Genomic DNA, 20,227 nt, shown 5'->3' with positions numbered 1-20,227 from the left:
GACGTGCAACAGCATGTCCTACAACAAACAGGAGACGAGCGATGTTCATCCGCAATACATGGTACGTGGCCGCGTGGTCACACGAGGTGGAAGGCGACAAGCTGTTTTCCCGCACGATCATCAATACGCCGGTGATGCTCTACCGCAAGGAGTCCGGCGAGGTGATCGCGCTTGCGGATCGCTGCTGCCATCGTGGCGCGCCGCTGTCGCACGGCCGACGCGAAGGTGACTGCGTGCGGTGCATGTATCACGGACTGAAATTCGACAGTCAGGGCACATGTGTCGAGGCGCCGGCACAGGAGCGAATCCCGCCGCACGCGAAGGTGAGGCAGTTCCCGGTGGTGGAGCAGCACCGCTGGATCTGGATCTGGATGGGAGAGCCCGAGCAGGCCGATCCGTCCGCGATTCCCGACACTCACTGGGTCGACGATCCACAGTGGCGTTCGCTGCCCGGCTACATCCACTACGACGTCAACTACCTGTTGATCTGCGATAACCTGCTGGACTTTTCGCATCTGCCCTATGTCCATCCCACGACGCTGGGCGGCGGAGAAGATTACGCGACGGTCCGGCCGAAAGTGGAGCGTGTCAAGGACGGCGTGCGCATTACGCGCTGGACGCTGAACACCGAGCCGCCGCCGTTCGTGAAAGCGGTGCGTGACTGGCCGGGCAAGGTCGATCGCTGGAACATCTACGACTTCACGATTCCCGCGATCCTGCGCATGGATTCGGGCATGGCGCCCGTGGGGACCGGTGCCCCGGAGGGGACCCGCGTGGACGCGGCGGAATTCCACGGTTGCCAGGCGCTGACACCAGAGACGGAGGGCTCGACACACTACTTCTTCGCGCATCCCCATAACTTCTCGCTCGACAAGCCGGAGGTAACGCGCTCGATCCATCAGTCGGTGGTAGATGCATTCGATGAGGATCGCGAAATGATCAGTGCGCAGCACCGCAATCTTGTACTCGATCCGGGTTTCAAAATGATACCTTTCGGCGTCGATGCCGCGCTGTCGCAGTTCCGCTGGGCCGTGAACCAGCGACTTGAAGAAGAGTGTGCGGCCGCCACGCAAAAGAGCGAGACGGCGACGTAACGGGCCGCGCGCCCGGTGGCTCAGGCGAGTGACCGTGCCGGAGCCACCGGAAACTGCGGGCCGGCAAAGGGTTCTGCGATGCACGTGCGGGCCGGGACGGCTTCGGGACGCGCGTCATCCCGGCGGAACGCGTTCCGTCGCGACGGGCACGGTACGCCACCCGTCGAGGCGCGTACTAGCGCAAGCCGAACAGCCGGGTTCTCACCGAGCGAAGATGTTCGCGCATCAATTGTTCCGCGCGCGCCGGATTGTGCGTCCGGATCGCATCGACGAGCTGTCGGTGTTCGTCGTCGGTATCGTGCCGAGGGCCCGTTTGCGAAGAGAACACCTCTTCCATGCGTGCGTCCAGGTTGAGGCGCACCTGCACCCGCATCGTGTCGTACAGCAGCAGCAGCAGCGCGTTGTGCGTCGATTGCGCGATGAGCCGGTGCAGGTGCTCGTCCAGGCGTTTCCACGGCATGAACGGCGTAGTTTCGGCCATGTCGACGAGGCATTGCGTCATCACCGCGACGTCGGTGGCCGTCGCATGCACGGCCGCCTGCGCGGCGAGCTGGGGCTCCAGCACGAGTCGTGCATCCATGATGTCGTCGACGCTGATGGACGAGGACCAGGTCTCGTCGTCGGGCGTGACCTGCTTCGGGCCGACGAAGGTGCCCTTGCCGACATGTCGCCAGATGACGCCTTCGTCCTCGAGCCTTTTCAGCACCGTGCGCAGCCTTCCGCGCGAAACGCCCAGTGCTTCGCTGAGCTTCGGTTCCGGGGGCAGGCGCAGGTCGCCGCTCGTGGCGACGTGGCCCTCGATGTACTCGCGCAGCCGCAGCACATCGTCATCGATCAGGTTCGTTTGTACAGACATATTCTCAGCCTCCCGCGCGGGAAGGCTCTTTGGTCCGGTGATGGCTATTGACTCGTGCATGGTCCGCGGCCCCTTTCCTGCGAATCGGCAGGCAATGGAGCGAGGTTCATGTCAGCGGATTGGTGCGTGATTGGACGCATCAATCGGCGACTCATTATGCCTGATTGGTCGTTAGGTCGGTATTGAGTCCCAGGGTATACGCGCAAGAAACAAATCAATTGCAAATATGATGCGCATTAATCATTGCATTGATGTTTGTTCGTGGTTAGCATGGCGTCACGATGAATTGACCGGTGTGACCGGGGTAGGAGACGCCGCATGTTGAACTTCCTGTTGCCGTCGCTGCGCAGCGCTACTGTCGTCGAGCCGGGCTCGGTGGCACACCCGGCATGGTCATTCGAGGCCGCGCATACCCACATTGGCTTTTCGGTTCGCCATCTCGGGCTCACGCGTACGCCGGGGATATTCAGGCGCTTCGATGCGCAACTAGCGTTCGACGACGCATGCGTCGAGGCATCGCGGGTGTCGTTCGAAATCGATGCGGCGTCCATCGACACGGCTTTCGACCTGCGCGACGAGCACTTGCGCGGCACCGACTGGCTGCACGTTCACGCACATCCGAAGATCGTCTTCGTCTCCCGTTCGGTGCGACTGCTCGACGATCGCCAGTACGTGATCGACGGAGACCTCACGCTCCGTGGCATCACGCTGCCGACTTTGTTCGACGCGACGCTGATCGATCGCGCGGTGAATCCGTGGACGCGATATCCCGTGGTCGGATTCGAGGCGACGGCGAATATCAGCCGCAGTGCTTACGGCATGGATGCGATCCCTCACGCGCTGTCGGACAACGTGCGACTGACGATCGAGACCGAAATCACACGGGAGCCGTGATCCCGATGCCGCGGGGCGCTCGCATGACATCGCGTGCCTTCGCGGCCCGGTACCCGTCCATCGCTCTCGAGCCTGTCGCATCGATCGTCTGCCGCGCGGCGGGCCGAGCCCTTCAAGCCAACTTCCGGTTCTGCATATGACTATTTCTTCGTTTGCACCCGTGTTCGTGTCCAGCGAGGCCGCGCGCTCCGTTTTCGTTTGGAACGACGCGATCCACGCCCTTCAGGCGGCCTACGCCCAATCCATTCCACCCCGGAGCACGCCGCCGCGGACGGTCGCAGCCGCCGGCAAGACGTGGCTGCGCACGCTGCCGGCCGTTCCCGTGGCAGGCCGCTACTACGGGGCCAAGGTCATGGGGATGGCGATGGGTTCCGCGTCGCCCGGCGTCGAATACGTGATCGTGCTGTTCGACCAGGAAACGAGCCGCATCGCGGCGTTCGTCGACGGCAACCTCGTCACGGGTTTTCGCACGGCAGCCACTTCCGCCGCGGCGCTTGACCGGCTTGCACCTGCGAAAGCCGCACGCCTGGCGGTACTGGGCAGCGGCCTCGAAGCGTCGATGCATACCCGCGCGATTGCCTCGGTGAGAGATCTGACCGAGGTCGTCGTTTTCAGTCCGACGCCCGAACGCCGCGCGGCTTTCGCGCAAGCCGTGACGCGTGACCTGGGCGTGCCGGCGCGGGGCGTGGCATCCGCACGGGAAGCGGTCGAAGCGGCCGATCTCGTGCTGGCCGCGGCCCGTTCGAGGGACGAGCAGCCGATCCTGTTCGGCGACTGGCTGCAGCCTGGTGCGACCGTCATCTCCATCGGCTCCACGATTCCCGAGCAGCGCGAGATCGACGTGTCGGTCGTCGCGCGCAGCGACATCATTGTGTGCGACATGCTGGAAGAAGTGCTGGAGGAGACCGGCGACATGCTCGCTGCGCACAAAGCTGGCGTCGCGTTCCACGATAAGTCGTTCAGTCTCGGCGATCTGCTCGCGGGCGCGCTCGACGACCGTCTGAAAGATGCGCGGACCCGAATGTACAAATCGGTCGGAGGCGGCCTGCAGGACATCGTGGTTGCGGGGCTGATCCTCGACAAGGCGATCGAGGCCGGACTCGCCACGACGTTGCCGATCGAATTCGAAACCAAGCGCTAGGCGCGCGCCTCGACGCGACACCCAATATCCCCGCAGACTACAAGGAGCACTGCATGGCCCGCTACACCAAAAAGGAAGCACGTGAATGGGCGCGTGAGCATCTCGTTGGCGTTGCCAGCGTGACCCTTCCGACGATGACGTCGGACTTCAAGCGCATCAACGAAAAGGCTGTACGCCACGATGTCGAGCTGGCTATCCAGCACGGCTTTGTCGGCTCGCTGTCGTGTTCGGAGGTCGCCATCACGTTGGAACAGTACGGCGAGTTCTGCGACATCATGGCCGACCAGGCGTCCGGTCGTCTCGTGGTCGTCCATCATGCGGTATTCAACACGCTCGAGGACAACATCGAGGCGATTCGCCGGGTCGAGGCAGCGGGTGCCGACCTCGTGCTGCTCGGCTATCCGCCGTACTTCTATCCGAAATCGTACGACGAAGTCTTCGAATACACGCGGATGATCTGCGAGGCAACCAACCTCGGCGTGATCATTTTTCCGCTGCCTGCGTGGGGCTTCTCGCGTCTGCATCCGGCCGACATCCCGGTGCCCGTGCTACGCCGTATGGTGGACGAAATCCCCAACGTCGTCGCGATCAAGGCCGAAGGCGGGTATCCGAACTTCATGTCCGCCATCGAGGTACATCGCGAGTTCCACAAGGAGGTGGTGATCTCTTCGCCGCTCGAGCACGAGTTCGTGCCGCTTGCCCAGGTGATGGACATCCCGTTCTGCGGCACGAACTACACGGCTTATTACGGACCCGTCATGCCGAAGATCTTCAAGCTGATCCAGGCGGGGGAATTCGACGAGGCCACCCAGCTCTGGTACAAGATCGATCCCGCGCGTAAGGCGTTCGCCGGCCTGCCGATGGCGCCGAATGGCTTGCTCAACCGTATGGCGTGGAAATACCAAGGGTGGTTGCAAGGGTACAACGGCGGACCGCTGCCGCACCCGACGCAGCGCATTTATCAGCGGGACATGGCATCGCTGCGCAAGGGTCAGGAAGTAGCCGGCCTGAACCCGACGAGCGATCCGGACGAAGCCTTCTTCGTCGGCCGCAACCCCGCGTGAAGGAGGCTTCATGAACGAACCTGTCAAGCTTCCACTGAAAGACGCCGGCCTGTTGCGCCAGGCGATGCTGATCGATGGCGAATGGGTGCAGGCCGACAGTGGCCAGACGCTCGAAGTTCACAATCCTGCGACCGGTGAACTGGTGGCGCGCGTGCCCAACGGCGGCGCGGCCGAGACCCGGCGAGCCATTGCGGCGGCTGACCGGGCGATGCACGGGTGGCGCAAGACGCTCGCGAAGGATCGCGCGAAGGTGTTGCGTACCTTGTATGACCTGATGCTGGCCAACGTCGACGACCTGGCGCTCATCATGACAGCCGAGCAGGGCAAGCCGCTGGTCGAGTCGCGCGGTGAGATCCTGTACGCCGCAGGCTTCATCGAGTGGTTCTCGGAAGAAGCGAAGCGCGTCTACGGCGACATCATTCCGCAGAACGTCGATGGTCGGCGGATCCTCGCCCAGAAGGCGCCGATCGGCGTTTTTGCGGCGATCACGCCGTGGAATTTCCCGTCGGCCATGATTACGCGCAAGGCAGGCCCCGGCTGGGCCGTCGGCTGCGCCGGCGTGATCAAACCGGCCAGCCAGACGCCGCTTTCCGCGCTGGCGCTGGCCGTGCTGGCGGAGCGCGCCGGCTTGCCGCCGGGCGTGTGCAATGTCGTCACCGGGTCGGCTTGCGCAATTGGCGGCGAACTGACCTCGAACCCGGTGGTCCGGAAGGTCTCGTTTACGGGCTCGACCGAGGTCGGCGCGCAACTGCTGGCGCAATGTGCGCCGACCATCAAGAAGACGAGCATGGAGCTTGGCGGCAATGCGCCGCTGATCGTCTTCGACGATGCCGACCTTGACGCCGCGGTGAAGGGGGCCCTTGCCGCGAAGTATCGCAATGCCGGTCAGGCCTGTGTCGCGGCGAACCGGATCCTCGTGCAAGCCGGCGTGTACGATGCGTTCGCCACGAAGCTCGCCGCCGCGTCCGTGGAACTGAAGGTTGGCAACGGTATGGAGGCGGGCGTGGTCCAGGGGCCGCTCATCAACGAGGATGCCGTCCGGAAGGTCGAAGAGCATATCGGCGATGCGCTGTCGAAGGGCGCGCGCGTGCTGGCGGGCGGTAAGCGCCACGCGCTGGGCGGATTCTTCTTCGAGCCTACCGTGCTGGCCGACGTTCCGACGAACGCGTTGATCTTCCGTGACGAAACCTTCGGTCCGATCGCGCCGCTGTTCCGGTTCGAAACCGAAGAGGAAGCGATCGCGCTCGCCAACGACACGCCGTTCGGTCTGGCATCGTACGTGTTCGCGCGCGATGTGGGCCGGATCTTCCGCGTGGTCGATCAACTCGAATTCGGCATGGTGGGTGTCAATGAAGGGCTGATTTCGACCGAGGTGGCGCCGTTCGGCGGTGTCAAGGCGTCCGGACTGGGGCGCGAGGGGTCGAAGTATGGGGTCGACGACTACCTCGAGATCAAGTACGTGGCGCTGGGCGGGCTTTGAGCGAAGCGCCCGGTGCCGGTCCTGCGCCGCGTCGATTGCGTGCGCGAAATTGACCATCCGGGCAAGAAACGGGGTGGCCGTCGCTGAGCGACGGTCGCCCCGTTCCATGACGACCGGTTTTCGTCGCGGGCGCGAATTAAGGTACGAGCTGTCTTATAATTGGGCGATACCGTTCGCGGCACACGTCAACACGGGACGCCAATGAAGACCAATATCCAGCTTTCCGTTTCCGCACCGGCTGTCGAGCGCGGTGTGGGCAGGCCACGCAGCGAGGAAACCCGCACGCAGATTCTCGCGGCGACGGTCCGTCTGCTCCAGAACAATACCATTCAGTCGATTTCCATTGAAGCGATCGCCAGGGAGGCGGGCGTCGGAAAGGCGACCATCTACCGCTGGTGGGACTCCAAGGCGCTGGTCGTGATCGATGCGTTCATGGAGCATCACATCGTCAAGACGCCGATGCCGCATGACCTGCCGCCCGGTGAAGCGATCGCCGCGCATCTGATGTCGCTGATTCGCGAGTATTCGGGATGGTCCGGCCGGATCGTCGCGCAGATCATCGCCGAAGGGCAAGCCGATCCCGCCGTGCTGCGCGAATTCCGCGAACGGTTCCACTATGGGCGGCGGGCGCTCGTGAGGGAAATGCTTGAGGCATGGCGCAGTTCGTCGCGCATTCCGGCGCCGCCCAATATCGAGACCCTCGCCGAGTTGTTGTACGCGCCGGTCTACATGCGTCTGCTGGTCGGCAACGGCCCGCTCGACGAGCATTTCGCGCGCGAGCACATCAGCTATGTCTACACGTTGCTGGGCGTCGACGTGCCGGAAACGCTCAATCCCGGCACGCGTCAGAAGAAGCAAAAGCCTGCGGCAAAAAGAGCGCCGGCCGGCACGCGTTGACGTGAAGAAAAAAGCGCGTCGACGAGTCGCGCATGATTGCGGCAGGCGGAGCCGTCGATGCACAGGAAGGGCAGCGAAAGCGCAAGGTCGGTGGCTTCGCGTCTCGTATGCACCCCGGACGATTTCCCGACGGTTTATCCGGACTGCTGAAGGACGTGAGGGCGGCCGTTCGAACTCGCGGCCGCCGCTTGTCCTCGGCGCTTCAGATATTTGCGCATTTCGATCGACGCGCGGTCGCTTGCAACCGAAATCTCGAAGAACGGGGCGGTAGCGTTGCGAAGCGTGTTCTCGAGCAGTTCGAGCGTCTGAACGTCTTCCCTGAATGCGGTGAAGAGCCGCTCATGCATGCGTTGCGTCATTTCCGCGTCGTCGAGCCCGAAGTCTCGACAGTGGACGATGAAGTAGTGTGTCGATGCGTGGCTTTCCGGCGTGAGCAAGTGCAGCGTCCTGATCGTGAAGAGCGTCCGCCCCGCGGCAGGCAGGATGCTTTCGTAGAACGTGACCTGCACCTCGTGCAGGCCCGGCGATACGAATGTCGAAGTCGCGATGCGCACTGCCGTGGAACTGGAGATGCCGGTCGGTTCTGCCCAGACCGGCGGCAATGTCGTCGGAACGACATGACGTCTGACCGCGTAGCGGCCTTCGTCGACAGACGTCTCGAACGGCGCCTTGGCGTAGTCCGGCGTTCCGAAGCTTTTCGCATGCACGTATGTGAGATGCGTCAGATCGAGGAGATTCTCGTGCAGGCTCACATAGTTGCCGTTCAGGCGCAGATAGCCGTCCGACAGCGCCCATCGGGAAAGATCGAGCGATGCCTCGCTCGGCGGCCCGGTTCGCGGCTCGGCGCTCGGGTCCATGTAGATCCAGACCAACGGGCCGATTTCCCGTACCGGATAACGATGTACGCCAAGCCCGCGAGGGCAGCGTTCCTGTGACGGTACCTCGACGAGGTCACCCTTCACGTCGTAGCGGAAGCCGTGGTATCCGCAGATGACCGTATCGTCATCGAGGGTGCCCGCGGACAGCGGATACGAGCGATGGACGCAACGGTCGTCGAGTGCGACGACTTGTCCTTGCAGCGTCCGGTAGAGGACGACCTGCTTGCCCAACAGCGTGCGGGGCAGCAACGCCCGGCCGATTTCCGAAGATCGTGCGGCCACGTACCACTCATCGAACACGAATGGTGTATCGCGGTCCGCCATGTTGCCAGGCGCTCGCCTGGGCGGCGGAAATTACTGCTTCGGTGGGTCTTGTCATCGTCTTTCCCTCGTCGTGCGAAACGTGGCGTCAGAAAAAGGGGGGGGCGCGATTCGTACCCGTTGGGAGATTCCTGTCACCGCGGCGCCGCGGTAGCGGGAGCGAGCGCTGGTTCGGGGCGGCGGTTCGCGTGCCAGAAGCAGACGGTGCTGATGCCTGCGGCGACGACGATGGTCCACCCGATGCTGCCGTATCCGAAATGGTCCGCCACGGTGCCGCCGAGAATCGGACCGATGGCCGATCCCGTCATGGCCATGACGGGAGTGGCGGCGACGGCTCTCGTCGACGGGTCGTTGCGCGCAAGGAACGCGAAGATGAACGTATGCGTGAAGATCATCACGGTGGGGAAGATCACACCGGCAAACGCGTAAGCGCCAAACAAGGTCGACCGGGCGAGCGTGAAGCCCAGGACGGCCTGCAGTACCGGACCGGCGATCATCACGGCGCGGCTCGATACCTTGCGCTCGAGCAGTGCGGCGAGCAGCCCGGGCAACATGTTCACGAGGCCGATGCCGAGCAGCACGTTCATGACCTGGCCGGTGCCGAAGCCGTGCGCGAGACCGATCGGCTCGAGGAAGCTCAGCATCATCGAGTGACTGACGGTGAGCAGGCTGGTCCCCACCATCGCAAACCATACGCGTCGGGACAGCTTCGGAAGCGCGCGCGGCACGCTGTCGGGCGAGGCTGCTGCCCGGCGCTCCGGAAAACCCGCGAGCGCGGCAAGCGCGGCCGTGAGCATGATGGCACTGAGAACGACGAATGCCACTTGCCCCCCGAACGCGGCGATCGCGTGCGGCACCGCGCCGAGGAACCCCAGCGACAGCAGGCTGAGCACGGTGAAGCCGGTCGCGATCAGGCGGTGCGGATTGGGACTCGCGCCGATCGCGGAATGGGTGAGCGACAGGCCGCAGCCGACCGCTAGGCCACCGGCGACATGCAGTGCCAGAAGCGTTGCGTAGTCCCGCGTCAGCGCCATCGCGAAGAATGCGGCCGCTGCGACGGCGAAGCCGGCGGGCACGGCGATCGTGCCGCGGACGCGGTCGATTCGCGGCGCGATCGACAGGCTGCTCGCGACCACCGCGCCGAGGAAGGCGGTGGCGAGTGCGCCGGCCCGTTGCGGATCGAGCCCGTCATGTCGGATCAGGACGATCCCCACCCACACCGGCAATGCAACGACATCGATCATGCCGGCACAGTGGCCCAGCACAAGCGATATCCGGCTTTTCAACCCGTCAATGGATCTGCTCATCATGTCTCCGGTGGGGCGACGCCCTTTGTTTATATACGAAACGGAGTGTCTCGTTTGTGATATGGTAGCCGTGACGTGGTTCGACGATATTGGGTCAAACCCGTGGCGTGGCCTTGACGAGGTCGACTGCTGAAATATGAGTGAAGGATGCTGAAATTCATCATTTTTCCGCTTCTCGTGTCGGGCGACTGGATTGATAGCCGTGCCGGAAGCGATTGCGGTAATTTGGATACGACGTGTATTACAATTTGCGCTGCCGGCACGGCGGCCCATTGCCGGGTAGCCTCGCGACATGACATGACGCTCGCCGTTCACCATTCAATGTTCTAGCCGATGAAAACAGATATCCAGGGCACCGCCGCGGTGGGGCTTCCGCGAGGGGTCGGCCGACCCCGCAGTGAGGGCACGCGCATGCAGATACTTGCGGCAACCGCTCGCCTGCTCGAGACCCGGACGGTCCAGTCGCTTTCGATCGAGGCCATCGCGAGAGAGGCGGGCGTTGGCAAGGCGACGATCTACCGCTGGTGGGACGCCAAAGCGCTCGTGGTGATCGATGCCTTCATGGAGCACCACCTCGTCAAGACGCCGATGCCGCGCAACCTGCCTCCCGGCAAGGCGATCGCCACGCACCTGGTGTCGCTGATCCACGAATATGCGGGGTGGTCGGGGTGCATCGTCGCGCAGATCATCGCCGAGGGGCAGGCCGATCCAGCCGTGCTCAGGGTTTTTCGTGAGCGGTTCCATTACGGCCGCCGCGCGCTTGTCCGTGAAATGCTGGAAGAGTGGCGCGCTGCCGAACGCATCCGTGCGCCGGAGAACGTGGAGATGCTGGCCGAACTGCTGTACGCACCGGTCTATATGCGGTTGATGACGGGCGTCGGCGCGCTGGACGACCGGTTCGCGCAGGAACACATCGGCTACACCTATGCGCTCCTCGGCGCAGACGTCCCGAGCGTCGCGGAACTGGAGGTCGCCAGGCGCGGTGCGCCGCAGCTCAGGACGGCTGCCGCGCGCTGACGCGCGGCAGCCGTTTCGCACCGGCGGGTACCGGACGGGTCGCTGGAACCTGCCTAGAAGTTCACCTGATCGGCGCCTTTCAGGTCGAGAATCCGGCGCGCTTCGTCGGGAGACGCGATCTCGATGCCCAGCTCCTCGAGAATCCGACGGATCTTGCGGACCTGGTCCGCGTTGCTCTGCGCGAGCTCGCCGCGACCGATGTAAAGGCTGTCCTCCAGGCCGACGCGCACGTTGCCGCCCATCAGGCTCGATATCGTCGCAAGCGGCATCTGATGCTTGCCGGCCGCGAGCACCGACCAGTGATAGTCGCTGCCGAACAGCCGGTCGGCTGTTCGCTTCTGGTGAAGCAGATCCTCGACGTGCGCACCCATCGCGCCGCGCAGCCCGAACACGGTCTGCACGAACAGGGGCGGCTTCACGAGCCCCTTTTCCAGGAAATACTGAAGCGTATACAGGTGGCTGACGTCGTAGCATTCGAATTCGAAGCGCGTACCGCCGAGCCGACCGACGTTTTCCAGGATCCATTCGATGTCGTCGTAGGTATTGCGGAAGATCAGCCCGCGCGTGCCCTTTAGGAACGGCACTTCCCAGTCATGCTTCCAGTCCCGCTTTCGTTCGGCCATCTCGGCCAGCACCAGATTGATGGACCCCATGTTGAGCGAGCACATTTCGGGCTGCAGGGCCCGGCCTGCCGCCGCGCGATCCTCGATCGACATGTGCGGACCGCCGCCGCCCGTCGAGACGTTGATGATCGCGTCGGTCGCCGATTTGATCGGACTCACGAAACGCCTGAAGATCTCCGGGTCGCCGGTGGGGCGACCATCGTCGGGATTGCGCGCATGAAGATGAACGATGGCGGCGCCGGCCTCGACCGCCGCGATCGACTCGGTCGCGATCTGCTCCGGCGTAACGGGCAGAAACTCGGACATCGACGGGGTGTGGGCGCCCCCCGTCACGGCGCACGTAATGATTGCCTTGCTCACAGCGGCTCTCCGTCAACGAGGTCGAGCAGCACGAATGCCATGCGGCACGGCTTGCCCGACCGGTTTGCCCAGCTATGGTTGGTTGCGCGCTGGATCAGCACGTCGCCGGCGCGCATGAGCTTCTCGCCTTCGTCGAGCAGAGCCCAGATTTCCCCCTCCAGAACGAACGCGTAGTCGAGCGACTCAGTCTTGTGGAACCAGAAATGACGGGGATTGCTTTTGTCCCGCACGCCGTTGGCGTCGAGAAACTGTTGCAGCGTCGCCTCGTCGTAGGTTTCGTCGGGCGGAAAGTCGACGATCCGCAGGAGTGAACCGCCGCGAGAATGGAACTCGAATGCGTGGCCGGCCGGCGCGGGCTCCGCACCGGGTGCACGGGCTTCCCCGGTCGCCCACAGAACATGCGCGACCGGCAGGCCCGCGCGCGCCGTCCTGTTCGGGGCCGGCCCATCCGATACAAAGTACGACTTCCCGTCGGCATTGGTGTCCGTGATGAGCCGACGCACGGGCCGATAACCGTTTTCTTCCACGGGCTGCGCGCTGTCCCAGTTTACCGTCGTGTCCATTTTTTCTCCATTAACGAATCGGTGCGTTTCGTATCGTTAACCGTTGGAGTTTTAGTGTCAATAGGGAAATGACAGGCCAATGAATTTGGATCGCGAAAACATTTCTTGACAAAACGGAACGATGCGTTCTGTAATTTATGGTAGCCAACCATGAGGAAACGACGCGATGGAGACACAAGCGATCCGGGTGATGTGGTTCGTGCCGCCGCTGCTGGCCATGGTCGCGGGCCGGGATCCGCACGCCGCCGTGACGACGCAAGCGGTGCGCAACCGCTCGTCGGACGAGCAGTACGACGCACTGGTGGCCGGCGAGGTCGATGCCGTAGTCACCGCGATGGACAACGTCATCGGATGGAACCGGCGTGCCGGGCCGGCCGATTTCCGCGTCGTCGCCCAGATCGAGCGAACCACGCCGCTGACGCTGGTGGCGCGGGCCGGCCGGTCGAGCGTGGGCGCGCTTCGCGGCGCGGACATTCTCATCGACGCACCCGACAACGGCTTTGTCACGGCGTTGCGGGCGATGCTCGACGAGGCTGGGCTCGACGGCGATGCCTATCGCCTCGTGACCGCGGGCGGTGTTCAGGAACGTCTGGAAGCGCTGCTGGCGCGGCAGGGTGTCGCCACGCTGCTCGGCCCGCCGTTCGATGCGATGGCGATCAAGGCCGGATTCGTCAGGGTGGCGAGCGTCCAGGAGATCTGGCCGCATTTTCCGGGACAGGGAATCGTCATGCGCACCGGAGGCGCGCAAGCGCGCGTAGGGGCGTGGCTGGCGGATCTCGAAAGCGCGCGGCAGACGGTTCGCGACCGGCCGGCGCTGGCCCGGGAAGCGGTGGTCGCGGCATCACTGCCGGCGGCCGCGGCCGACGGAATGATCGCGCTGTCTCCCCGGTCGCTGCTGCCGGCGTCGGACGGGGTGGCGCTTCTCGTTGCGCATCGCCGGGCGCTGGGCCTGGCGGGCGCTGACAGCGACTATTCGGCAATCGTCGACGATTCGCTGGTTCGAAAACATATCGGAGACATGGCATGACGCCGTATTCACTCGGAACATTTTCTGCAGGCGATGGCGCGCGGTTCGTCGGGTTCGTCCTCGACGAGCGCGTGACGCCGCTTGCCGAACTCGCGGCACGACATGACGACACCATGCTGGCGGGGGCATCCACGGTGCTCGGGCTGCTAGAGAACTGGGATCGGAGCCGCCCGGCGCTGGAGCGTCTCGCGAACCAGGTCGCGGCGCCGGAAGCGCAATGGCACCGGTTGACCGACTTGCACACGCATCCGGCGATCGACCTGCCGCGTCAGGTGTTCTGCACCGGCGCCAACTATCGCAAGCATGTGGTCGATCTGACCGTCGACGCGAAGGTAGGCCCCGACGGCCTGGATAACGCGCAGCTTCGGGAATGGGCGGAACACATGCTCGACGAACGGGTCTCGCACGGCGAGCCTTATGCGTTCACCAAGCCGGTGTCGGCGATCTCCGGTGCATTCGATCCGCTGGTGTTGCCCGACACGACGACGCAGCCCGACTGGGAGCTCGAGCTGGCCGTCGTGATCGGCCGCGGCGGCTATCGGATCAAGCGGGAGGATGCATTCGCGCACGTAGCGGGCTATACCATCGTCAACGACATCTCCGCACGCGATCTCATCCCGCGGACCGATTACAAGATGCTCGGCACCGACTGGCTGCGCTCGAAAGGCCAGCCGGGATTCCTTCCGCTCGGCCCGTACTTCGTTCCGAGCGCGTTCGTGCCGGATCCGCATCGGCTGAGGATGCGCTTGACTGTGTCCGGTCAGGTCATGCAGGACGAAACGACGGCCGACATGCTGTTCGGTATCGAGCGCCAGATCGAATATATTTCGCGGTACGCGCGGCTCTTGCCGGGCGACATCATCTGTACGGGTTCGCCCGCCGGAAACGGCACGCACTACAACCGCTTCCTGCGCGACGGCGACATCATGGAGGCGGAGATCGAAGGGCTCGGCCGTCAGCGTCAGGTGTGCACGGAGCGGCGCCATGGTTGACGCGCTCGAAGCGGAGGCCAACGCGCGGCCCGACAATCTCGACCGCGCGTTCATCCAGCAAACTCTTGCGGCCGGTGTCGGCAACGTCGCGCTCGCGATGAATCCGGCATTGCAGTGGCTCGGCGCGACCTTGCAGGGAGGAAGCAAGGGCGAGCTGTCGATCGGGTTTACGGCGCCCGCCGACTCGGTCCAGGGCAACGGCGTCGTCTCCGGCGGCGCGCTGGCGTCGATGCTGGATCTGGCAATGGCGCTTGCGCTGCTCTCGAAACTCCCGCACGGCCGCACGTGCGCAACCGTCAGTCTCACGGTCAACATGCTCGAGCCGGGGCATGTCGGGAAGTTCGCGGCCGAAGCGCGCGTGAAGCGGCTCGGCAACCGCATCGCGTTCCTCGAGGCAGACTTGTATGACGGGGCGCGCGTGCGCTGCGTGGCCAATGCGACCGCGTCGTTCGCCGTATTCGACGTGCGCGGTTGAGGGCAACGAAGGTGGCTGCCAGGTCTACCGGCTCGCGGTGCGGCGGTGGCGGCCCGCCGCACGCGCGACAAGCCTGTCCGGCCATGACGGAAGCGGTCGGACGACCTGCCGGGCCGACCTAGAAGTTGTGCCGAATCCCGATGTCGACGGCGAACTGGTTGCCGCCCGATGCGGAACCGAGCTGGAACAGTTGTGCGAGGCCCCGACCTGACGTGTGCTCGTAGACGGGCGAAATGAACATGTCGGTGCTCTTCGAGAGGAAGTAGTCGGCCGAGACATTGACGTTGTCGTAGCGCGTCTGCGCCGCGCGGAAATTCGCGTGCCAGTAGCCGAAACCGAGCACGATGTCCGGCCGCACGTAGTAACCCACGTTCGCATTCACGATCGGCATCGATGCAGACTGGCCATCGCGACCCTTCGGGTGAACGTCGAATGCGCCGATCGCGAACCTGGCGTGTCCCCACGTGTAGCCAGTGCCTGCACCGGCCATGTCGAGTCTTGCCAGCGGAACGACCGCCGTACTGCCGGGCGTCCCGTTCACGCCCCAGAACGTGCCGCCCGGCAGTCCCAGTCCGCTCGTCGGTGACCACGGCTTCAGCGCGTAATCGGAGAAGCTCGACCACGCGAGCGCCGCATCAAACCCGTTTTTCGACCAGGCGAGCAGTGCGCTGAGCATTCTGCCGGAGAACGCCTGCCCCGTTGCCGCGTGATCCGGCAGCGCGTACATGAATCCGACCGTCAACGGCCCCAGCTCGTTTCGGTACTTGATTGCGTTGTTCACGCCCGGGAAATTGAAGCGATCGATGCCGCCCGGATGGGCGGCCAGGGTCGTCGAGTAGTAGTTAGCCTGATAGGGCCGCAATTCGGCCATGTAGTCATGCTGCCGCCCGACGGTGATGGTGCCCAGTCGTGCGTCGGCCAGTCCGGCGTATGCCTTGCAGAAGAGCTGCGTGCAGCCTCCCGCTCCGGACAGCGCGCCATTGGAAGGCCGGATGGCCATCTGCAAGTTGAACACCGCCGATAGTCCGCGGCCCAGGTCTTCCTTGCCTTTCAGGCCCACGGTGGAATTCCAGTGGTCGTTATCGAGCTCTCCCGCGTAGGCGCCGCCTCTGACGTTGGGCGAATACACCAGGCCGGTGGCCAAGGTGCCATAGAGGGTGGCGCTCGACTGCGCCGAGGCAATGCCGGGAGATAGTGCGGTCGCCGTGACGGCGAGCACCAGTAGCGGTGTTCTCATGTCTCCTGCTCCGTTTTGGTTTTCTTCTTCGTGAAATCTTTGTTATCCGAATCGATGGCGCTAGGCGACGGTCTTCCCCGCATCCATGCCATTGCCGGTCAGAACGGGCTCCAGCGTGGCGGGACGGCGCGAGCCTGTCGCGAGCCATGCAAGCAGATCGTCGCGGGCATTCTGGTAGCTCGTCTGGCCGGACCAGCACGTGAGAAAGCCGATCACGGAGAGCGGAACGATGACGATCACGAGCGAACCGCCGAGCAACGCGTTGTCTTTCAGCACGTATTGCGTCACGAGCGCAACGGACGTCGGCCCCATGGACAGGCCGATGATCCCCGTCCAGATATAGTTGAGCGCTGCGGCCTGCCCCCTGAGCTGATTCGGCACGATGTCCTGAATGACGGCCGCCGCGCCTGAAAAGGACAGCGCGCTGCCGAAGGTGAGCAGGCCGAGGAAAAGAAGGCTCAGTGTCGGGCTGGAAGCGCACACCATGCCGATGACCGATCCGAGCGCGATGGGCCACCAGGCGAGCGGAAGCCTGAAGCGGCCGCCGTGAATTCGACTCGACGCCAGTACGTCGGTCAGATACCCGCCGCAGATACATCCCGCGACGCCGCTGACGATCGTCATTGCGCCCATCGTGAGGCCGACGTGGACGGGCTGCATGTGGTGGTGACGGATATAAAACGATGGCGCCCACGCGACGATGATGTAGCCGATCATCGCGGTCAGCGTATAGACGGCATAGACGGACGCGAATGCACGTTTGCGACTCGACAGATACGACCACAACCCGAGCGTCTCGCGGTTTCCGTCGGTCGCCTGCTTGACTTCGCGGCGCACCGGTTCCTTCAGCGCGAGAACGACGAACGCCATTAGGATGCCGGGCAAGCCTGAAACGATGAAGGCTAGCCGCCATGTCGGCATGCCGGAAACGCCGGGCAGGCCGAAACCGGAGAAGCGCGTGAGCAGCGAAATGATCGCACCGCCGAACAGCAGCGATGCGCCGACGCCGACGTAGTTGGACATGTTGTAGGTGGCGATGGCCCGTCCGCGCTGGGCCGGCATGAAACTGTCGGCGATCATCGAAAACGCCGCGGGGCCCAGGCAAGCTTCGCCGATGCCTACGCCCATGCGCGAGAAGAAGAGCTGCCAGAAGCCGGTACTCAGGCCGCAGCAGATCGTCATGACGCTCCACAGCAAGACGCCCGCCGCAATCAGGTTCCTGCGAGTGTGACGGTCGACCAGGCGGCCGAACGGCAGTCCCATCACGGAATAGAACAATGCGAAGGCCACCCCTTGCAGCAGGCTGATCTGCACGTCCGACAGTCCGATCTCGTGCCGGATCTGCCCGACGAAAAGGGAAATGATGTTCCGGTCGAGATACGACACGACGCTCGTGCAGAACAGGACGAACACGAGGAACCACGGGTAGTAGTGCTGGAAAGCCATTGCTTTGCGACGCATGAACGCTCCGGAGTGACGGTGAGACTCGGGCTGGTCGATGGAGCAGGAGCGAGGGGGCGACGGATTTCGCCGCGCGTAGGCTCCGTTCCTGATGCGCCTGCGGTCGGCCCCAGGTCTTTCGCCGGTATTGCGGGATTTTAAATTAATAAACGATACGAATCGTATACGAAAGTTTCGCAACTTCGACTTCGAAGTCCGCCGGGAAATACCCTAGCTTTTATGCCGTTGACAAAACGAGACGTTCAGTTTCATTATGGCTCATCTCAATTTCTTCACATGGAGACGGCACATGAAGCTGGGGCGATTTGTAGTCGAAGGTCTGGACGGGCCGGTTCACCGCATCTGTCTGGTGCAGCCAGAGCAGGGGCGCGTCATCGATCTGCGTGCGGCAGAGGCGCTGCGGCTGCAGGCACAAGGGGCAACCCGCGACGCCGCGCTGCGTTACGCGTCGGTCGTGTTTCCGGAAAGCATGTCGGCCGCCATCGCGCTCGGGCAACGTTTTCTCGACACCGCGACCGAAGCGGCCGCGAAATATGGCGACGATGTGTCGTGTGCGATCGACGGGCTGCAGTGGGGGGCTGCCTGCGATCCGTCCGTGGTGCGCGACGGGCTCACGTTCACGAAGCATATCCGCCAGTTCCACGAGCGGATGAACATCAGCCCGACGCCGGCCCTACTCGAAGTGCCGGGTTACTTCAAGGGCTCGCCGTGGACGGTGATCGGGCACGAAGCTGAGGTGCCCTGGCCTGCCCGCTCCGAGCGTCTGGACTATGAGCTGGAACTCGGCTGGGTCGTGGGCCGGCAGGCGCACAACATCACGCCTGACGTCGCGCGCTCGTATCTGTTCGGCGTGACGATTTTCAATGACTTCAGCGCGCGCGATCTGCAGGGCAACGAGTTCGCAATCGGCATGGGGCCGACGAAGAGCAAGGACTTTGCGTACGGCATCGGTCCGTGGATCACCACGATCGACGAGTTCGAGCGGCTCGACAACATCCGGATGTCGGCGCGCGTGAACGGCGAGACGTGGGGCGAGGGCGACACGTCGGAAATGCTCTGGACGCCCGAAGAGCTCATTGCTTACGTGTCGCTCGGCGACTATGCGCAACCGGGCGACGTGATCGGTTCGGGCACGATGGGCAACGGTTCGGCGCTCGAGCTTGGACGCAGCGTGAAACCCGGCGACGTGATCGAGCTCGACGTGAAGGGCGTGGGTGTGCTGCGCAATCGCATCGCGCGGCAACCGCAGGAAACCTGGTGGCCGCAGCGGCGCACGCCTTTCATGTAAAACCGGCTTCGCGTGCGCAGGTTTCGTCACGGTACGAGCCTACAATCTCCGGGGGTCACGCAGGACCAGCCGGGGTGTCCGTCGGTTTCACCGGTGGCCCCAAAAATCTATCCGCCATCGGAGTGGAGAAAGGAGACAGACAATGAAGGTCAAACGCGTGCTGATCGTCGGCACCGGAATTGGCGGCGCCACGGCCGCCGTTACCCTGGCCAGGCAAGGATTCGACGTTCACTGCATCGACATCAAGCCGGAACGACCGACGGCAGGAGCGGGCATCTGTCTGCTCCACAACACGATGCGTGCGCTCGAAACGCTTGGCCTTGCCGATGCCTGTCGCGAAAGCGGGATGGCGTTCGCCGTCTTTCGGGAGTTCGACGCGTCGGGCGAACTGCAGCACGTTCATCCCGCACCGCCGAGCTGCGGGATCCGCAGGCCGGAACTCGCGCGCATCCTCGAGACGGCAGCCGAGGACAGCGGTGCAGTGCTGGAAAAGGGCGTGACGGTCCAGGACCTGACGGACCGCGGGGATCGCATCGACGTGCAGTTCTCGGATGGCCGACTGGCATCGTACGACCTGGTGATCGCGGCAGACGGCGTGTATTCGGGGCTGCGCAAGCGCGTCTTCGGTGCCGACTACGAGCCACGGTTCGCGGGCCAGAGCGTCTGGCGGTTCAACGCGCCGCGTCCTGAACAGGCCGACGGCTTCTGTCTGTATCGAACGCCGACCGGCAAGGTCCTGGGGATTTTCCCGACCTCGCGCGAGAACTGCTACATGTTCTACCTCGAAAGCAGCCGCGACCCGCTGCGCATCGCGCCGGAACAGTCGCATGTGCTCATCCGCGAACGGCTGGCCGAGTTCGACGCACCGGCCATTCGCGACGCCCTCGACCTGATCACTGAATCGTCTCAGGTGATTTTCCGTCCGCTCGACATCACGCTGGTGCCCACGCCGTGGCATCGCGGGCGCGTGGTGCTGCTGGGCGATGCCGCACACGCGCCGACACCGCAGATGACTTCTGGGGCGGGTATGGCTGTCGAGGATGCCGTGGTGCTGGCGGAGTACCTCGCCGGCAGCGCGTCGGCCGAGGAAGCGCTCGCCGGCTACGACCAGCGTCGCTTCGAGCGGGTGAAGCGGATCTACGACGCTTCGCTGCAGCTCTGCCTGAACGAACAGGAGGATTCGATCGGCAACAAGGATCGGTCGGCTGCCCTGCTGCTGGAGACGTACCGGTATCTCGGTCAGCCCATCTAG

At 64.0% G+C, this 20,227-nt stretch carries 19 protein-coding genes; 12 read left to right on the top strand and 7 right to left on the bottom strand.

Annotated features, from left to right (window positions below):
• The first annotated feature begins 41 nt into the window (after window positions 1–41).
• Window positions 42–1,094, top strand: a complete 1,053-nt coding sequence (locus B7G54_RS07150) for an aromatic ring-hydroxylating dioxygenase subunit alpha (protein WP_085038473.1) — start codon at window positions 42–44, stop codon at window positions 1,092–1,094.
• Window positions 1,095–1,269: 175 nt separating this feature from the next.
• On the opposite strand, the gene B7G54_RS07145 is transcribed toward B7G54_RS07150, so the two are convergent.
• Window positions 1,270–2,010 (bottom strand): FadR/GntR family transcriptional regulator, encoded by a 741-nt coding sequence (locus tag B7G54_RS07145; RefSeq protein ID WP_244289278.1) that lies wholly within the window; start codon window positions 2,008–2,010, stop codon window positions 1,270–1,272.
• Between the two features lie 273 nt (window positions 2,011–2,283).
• Here B7G54_RS07145 and B7G54_RS07140 point away from each other — a divergent pair, with 273 nt between their 5' ends.
• From B7G54_RS07140 to B7G54_RS07120, 5 genes are all read left to right on the top strand, one after another.
• The gene (locus B7G54_RS07140) at window positions 2,284–2,844 is read left to right on the top strand and encodes a YceI family protein (RefSeq protein ID WP_244289277.1); all 561 of its coding nucleotides are present in this window, start codon (window positions 2,284–2,286) and stop codon (window positions 2,842–2,844) included.
• Between the two features lie 160 nt (window positions 2,845–3,004).
• Window positions 3,005–3,985: an ornithine cyclodeaminase family protein gene (locus B7G54_RS07135; protein WP_244289276.1), complete on the top strand. Its 981-nt coding sequence runs from the start codon at window positions 3,005–3,007 to the stop codon at window positions 3,983–3,985.
• A 53-nt stretch (window positions 3,986–4,038) separates the two neighbouring features.
• Window positions 4,039–5,049 carry a dihydrodipicolinate synthase family protein gene (locus tag B7G54_RS07130; RefSeq protein ID WP_085038469.1) on the top strand — a complete coding sequence of 337 codons (1,011 nt, stop codon included), beginning with the start codon at window positions 4,039–4,041 and terminating at the stop codon, window positions 5,047–5,049.
• A gap of 10 nt (window positions 5,050–5,059) precedes the next feature.
• Window positions 5,060–6,529, top strand: coding sequence for an NAD-dependent succinate-semialdehyde dehydrogenase (locus B7G54_RS07125; RefSeq protein ID WP_085038468.1), 1,470 nt, complete (start codon window positions 5,060–5,062; stop codon window positions 6,527–6,529).
• Window positions 6,530–6,730: 201 nt separating this feature from the next.
• The gene (locus B7G54_RS07120; RefSeq protein WP_085038467.1) at window positions 6,731–7,426 is read left to right on the top strand and encodes a TetR/AcrR family transcriptional regulator; all 696 of its coding nucleotides are present in this window, start codon (window positions 6,731–6,733) and stop codon (window positions 7,424–7,426) included.
• Window positions 7,427–7,560: 134 nt separating this feature from the next.
• On the opposite strand, the gene B7G54_RS07115 is transcribed toward B7G54_RS07120, so the two are convergent.
• Both B7G54_RS07115 and B7G54_RS07110 read right to left on the bottom strand, forming a co-directional pair.
• Window positions 7,561–8,628 (bottom strand): aromatic ring-hydroxylating oxygenase subunit alpha, encoded by a 1,068-nt coding sequence (locus B7G54_RS07115; RefSeq protein WP_106408949.1) that lies wholly within the window; start codon window positions 8,626–8,628, stop codon window positions 7,561–7,563.
• A gap of 131 nt (window positions 8,629–8,759) precedes the next feature.
• Window positions 8,760–9,932 carry an MFS transporter gene (locus tag B7G54_RS07110; RefSeq protein WP_244289275.1) on the bottom strand — a complete coding sequence of 391 codons (1,173 nt, stop codon included), beginning with the start codon at window positions 9,930–9,932 and terminating at the stop codon, window positions 8,760–8,762.
• Window positions 9,933–10,343: 411 nt separating this feature from the next.
• Between B7G54_RS07110 and B7G54_RS07100 the strand changes: the two genes are divergently transcribed.
• Entirely contained in the window at window positions 10,344–10,949 is a 606-nt protein-coding gene (locus tag B7G54_RS07100) for a TetR/AcrR family transcriptional regulator (protein WP_085038824.1), read from the top strand.
• 53 nt (window positions 10,950–11,002) lie between these two features.
• Here B7G54_RS07100 and kce read toward each other — a convergent pair whose 3' ends face one another.
• Window positions 11,003–11,932, bottom strand: a complete 930-nt coding sequence (kce, locus tag B7G54_RS07095) for a 3,5-dioxohexanoate:acetyl-CoA acetone transferase (protein WP_085038465.1) — start codon at window positions 11,930–11,932, stop codon at window positions 11,003–11,005.
• Window positions 11,929–12,495: a cupin domain-containing protein gene (locus tag B7G54_RS07090; RefSeq protein WP_085038464.1), complete on the bottom strand. Its 567-nt coding sequence runs from the start codon at window positions 12,493–12,495 to the stop codon at window positions 11,929–11,931. The genes kce and B7G54_RS07090 overlap by 4 nt, the downstream gene beginning before the upstream one ends.
• Before the next feature lie 166 nt (window positions 12,496–12,661).
• Between B7G54_RS07090 and B7G54_RS07085 the strand changes: the two genes are divergently transcribed.
• The 3 genes from B7G54_RS07085 (at window position 12,662) to B7G54_RS07075 (ending at window position 14,989) form a co-directional block, all read left to right on the top strand.
• Window positions 12,662–13,522 (top strand): ABC transporter substrate-binding protein, encoded by an 861-nt coding sequence (locus B7G54_RS07085; RefSeq protein WP_085038463.1) that lies wholly within the window; start codon window positions 12,662–12,664, stop codon window positions 13,520–13,522.
• A gap of 71 nt (window positions 13,523–13,593) precedes the next feature.
• On the top strand, window positions 13,594–14,514 hold the full coding sequence (locus B7G54_RS07080; protein WP_208864949.1) for a fumarylacetoacetate hydrolase family protein: 921 nt from the start codon (window positions 13,594–13,596) through the stop codon (window positions 14,512–14,514).
• On the top strand, window positions 14,507–14,989 hold the full coding sequence (locus tag B7G54_RS07075; RefSeq protein ID WP_085038461.1) for a PaaI family thioesterase: 483 nt from the start codon (window positions 14,507–14,509) through the stop codon (window positions 14,987–14,989). Before B7G54_RS07080 ends, B7G54_RS07075 begins: the two co-directional genes overlap by 8 nt.
• A 118-nt stretch (window positions 14,990–15,107) precedes the next feature.
• Here the strand turns inward: B7G54_RS07075 and B7G54_RS07070 are convergent, their stop codons facing one another.
• Window positions 15,108–16,226 carry a porin gene (locus B7G54_RS07070; RefSeq protein ID WP_085038460.1) on the bottom strand — a complete coding sequence of 373 codons (1,119 nt, stop codon included), beginning with the start codon at window positions 16,224–16,226 and terminating at the stop codon, window positions 15,108–15,110.
• Window positions 16,227–16,286: 60 nt separating this feature from the next.
• Window positions 16,287–17,687, bottom strand: coding sequence for a spinster family MFS transporter (locus tag B7G54_RS07065; RefSeq protein ID WP_244289273.1), 1,401 nt, complete (start codon window positions 17,685–17,687; stop codon window positions 16,287–16,289).
• Between the two features lie 289 nt (window positions 17,688–17,976).
• Between B7G54_RS07065 and B7G54_RS07060 the strand changes: the two genes are divergently transcribed.
• Window positions 17,977–18,975, top strand: a complete 999-nt coding sequence (locus tag B7G54_RS07060) for a fumarylacetoacetate hydrolase family protein (RefSeq protein WP_244289272.1) — start codon at window positions 17,977–17,979, stop codon at window positions 18,973–18,975.
• A gap of 142 nt (window positions 18,976–19,117) precedes the next feature.
• Window positions 19,118–20,227, top strand: a complete 1,110-nt coding sequence (locus B7G54_RS07055) for an FAD-dependent oxidoreductase (RefSeq protein WP_085038457.1) — start codon at window positions 19,118–19,120, stop codon at window positions 20,225–20,227.

This window comes from Burkholderia puraquae, assembly GCF_002099195.1.
GTDB lineage: Bacteria > Pseudomonadota > Gammaproteobacteria > Burkholderiales > Burkholderiaceae > Burkholderia > Burkholderia puraquae.
The sequence above is the reverse complement of the archived record's forward strand: the minus strand, read 5'-3'. Positions and strand labels throughout refer to the sequence as shown.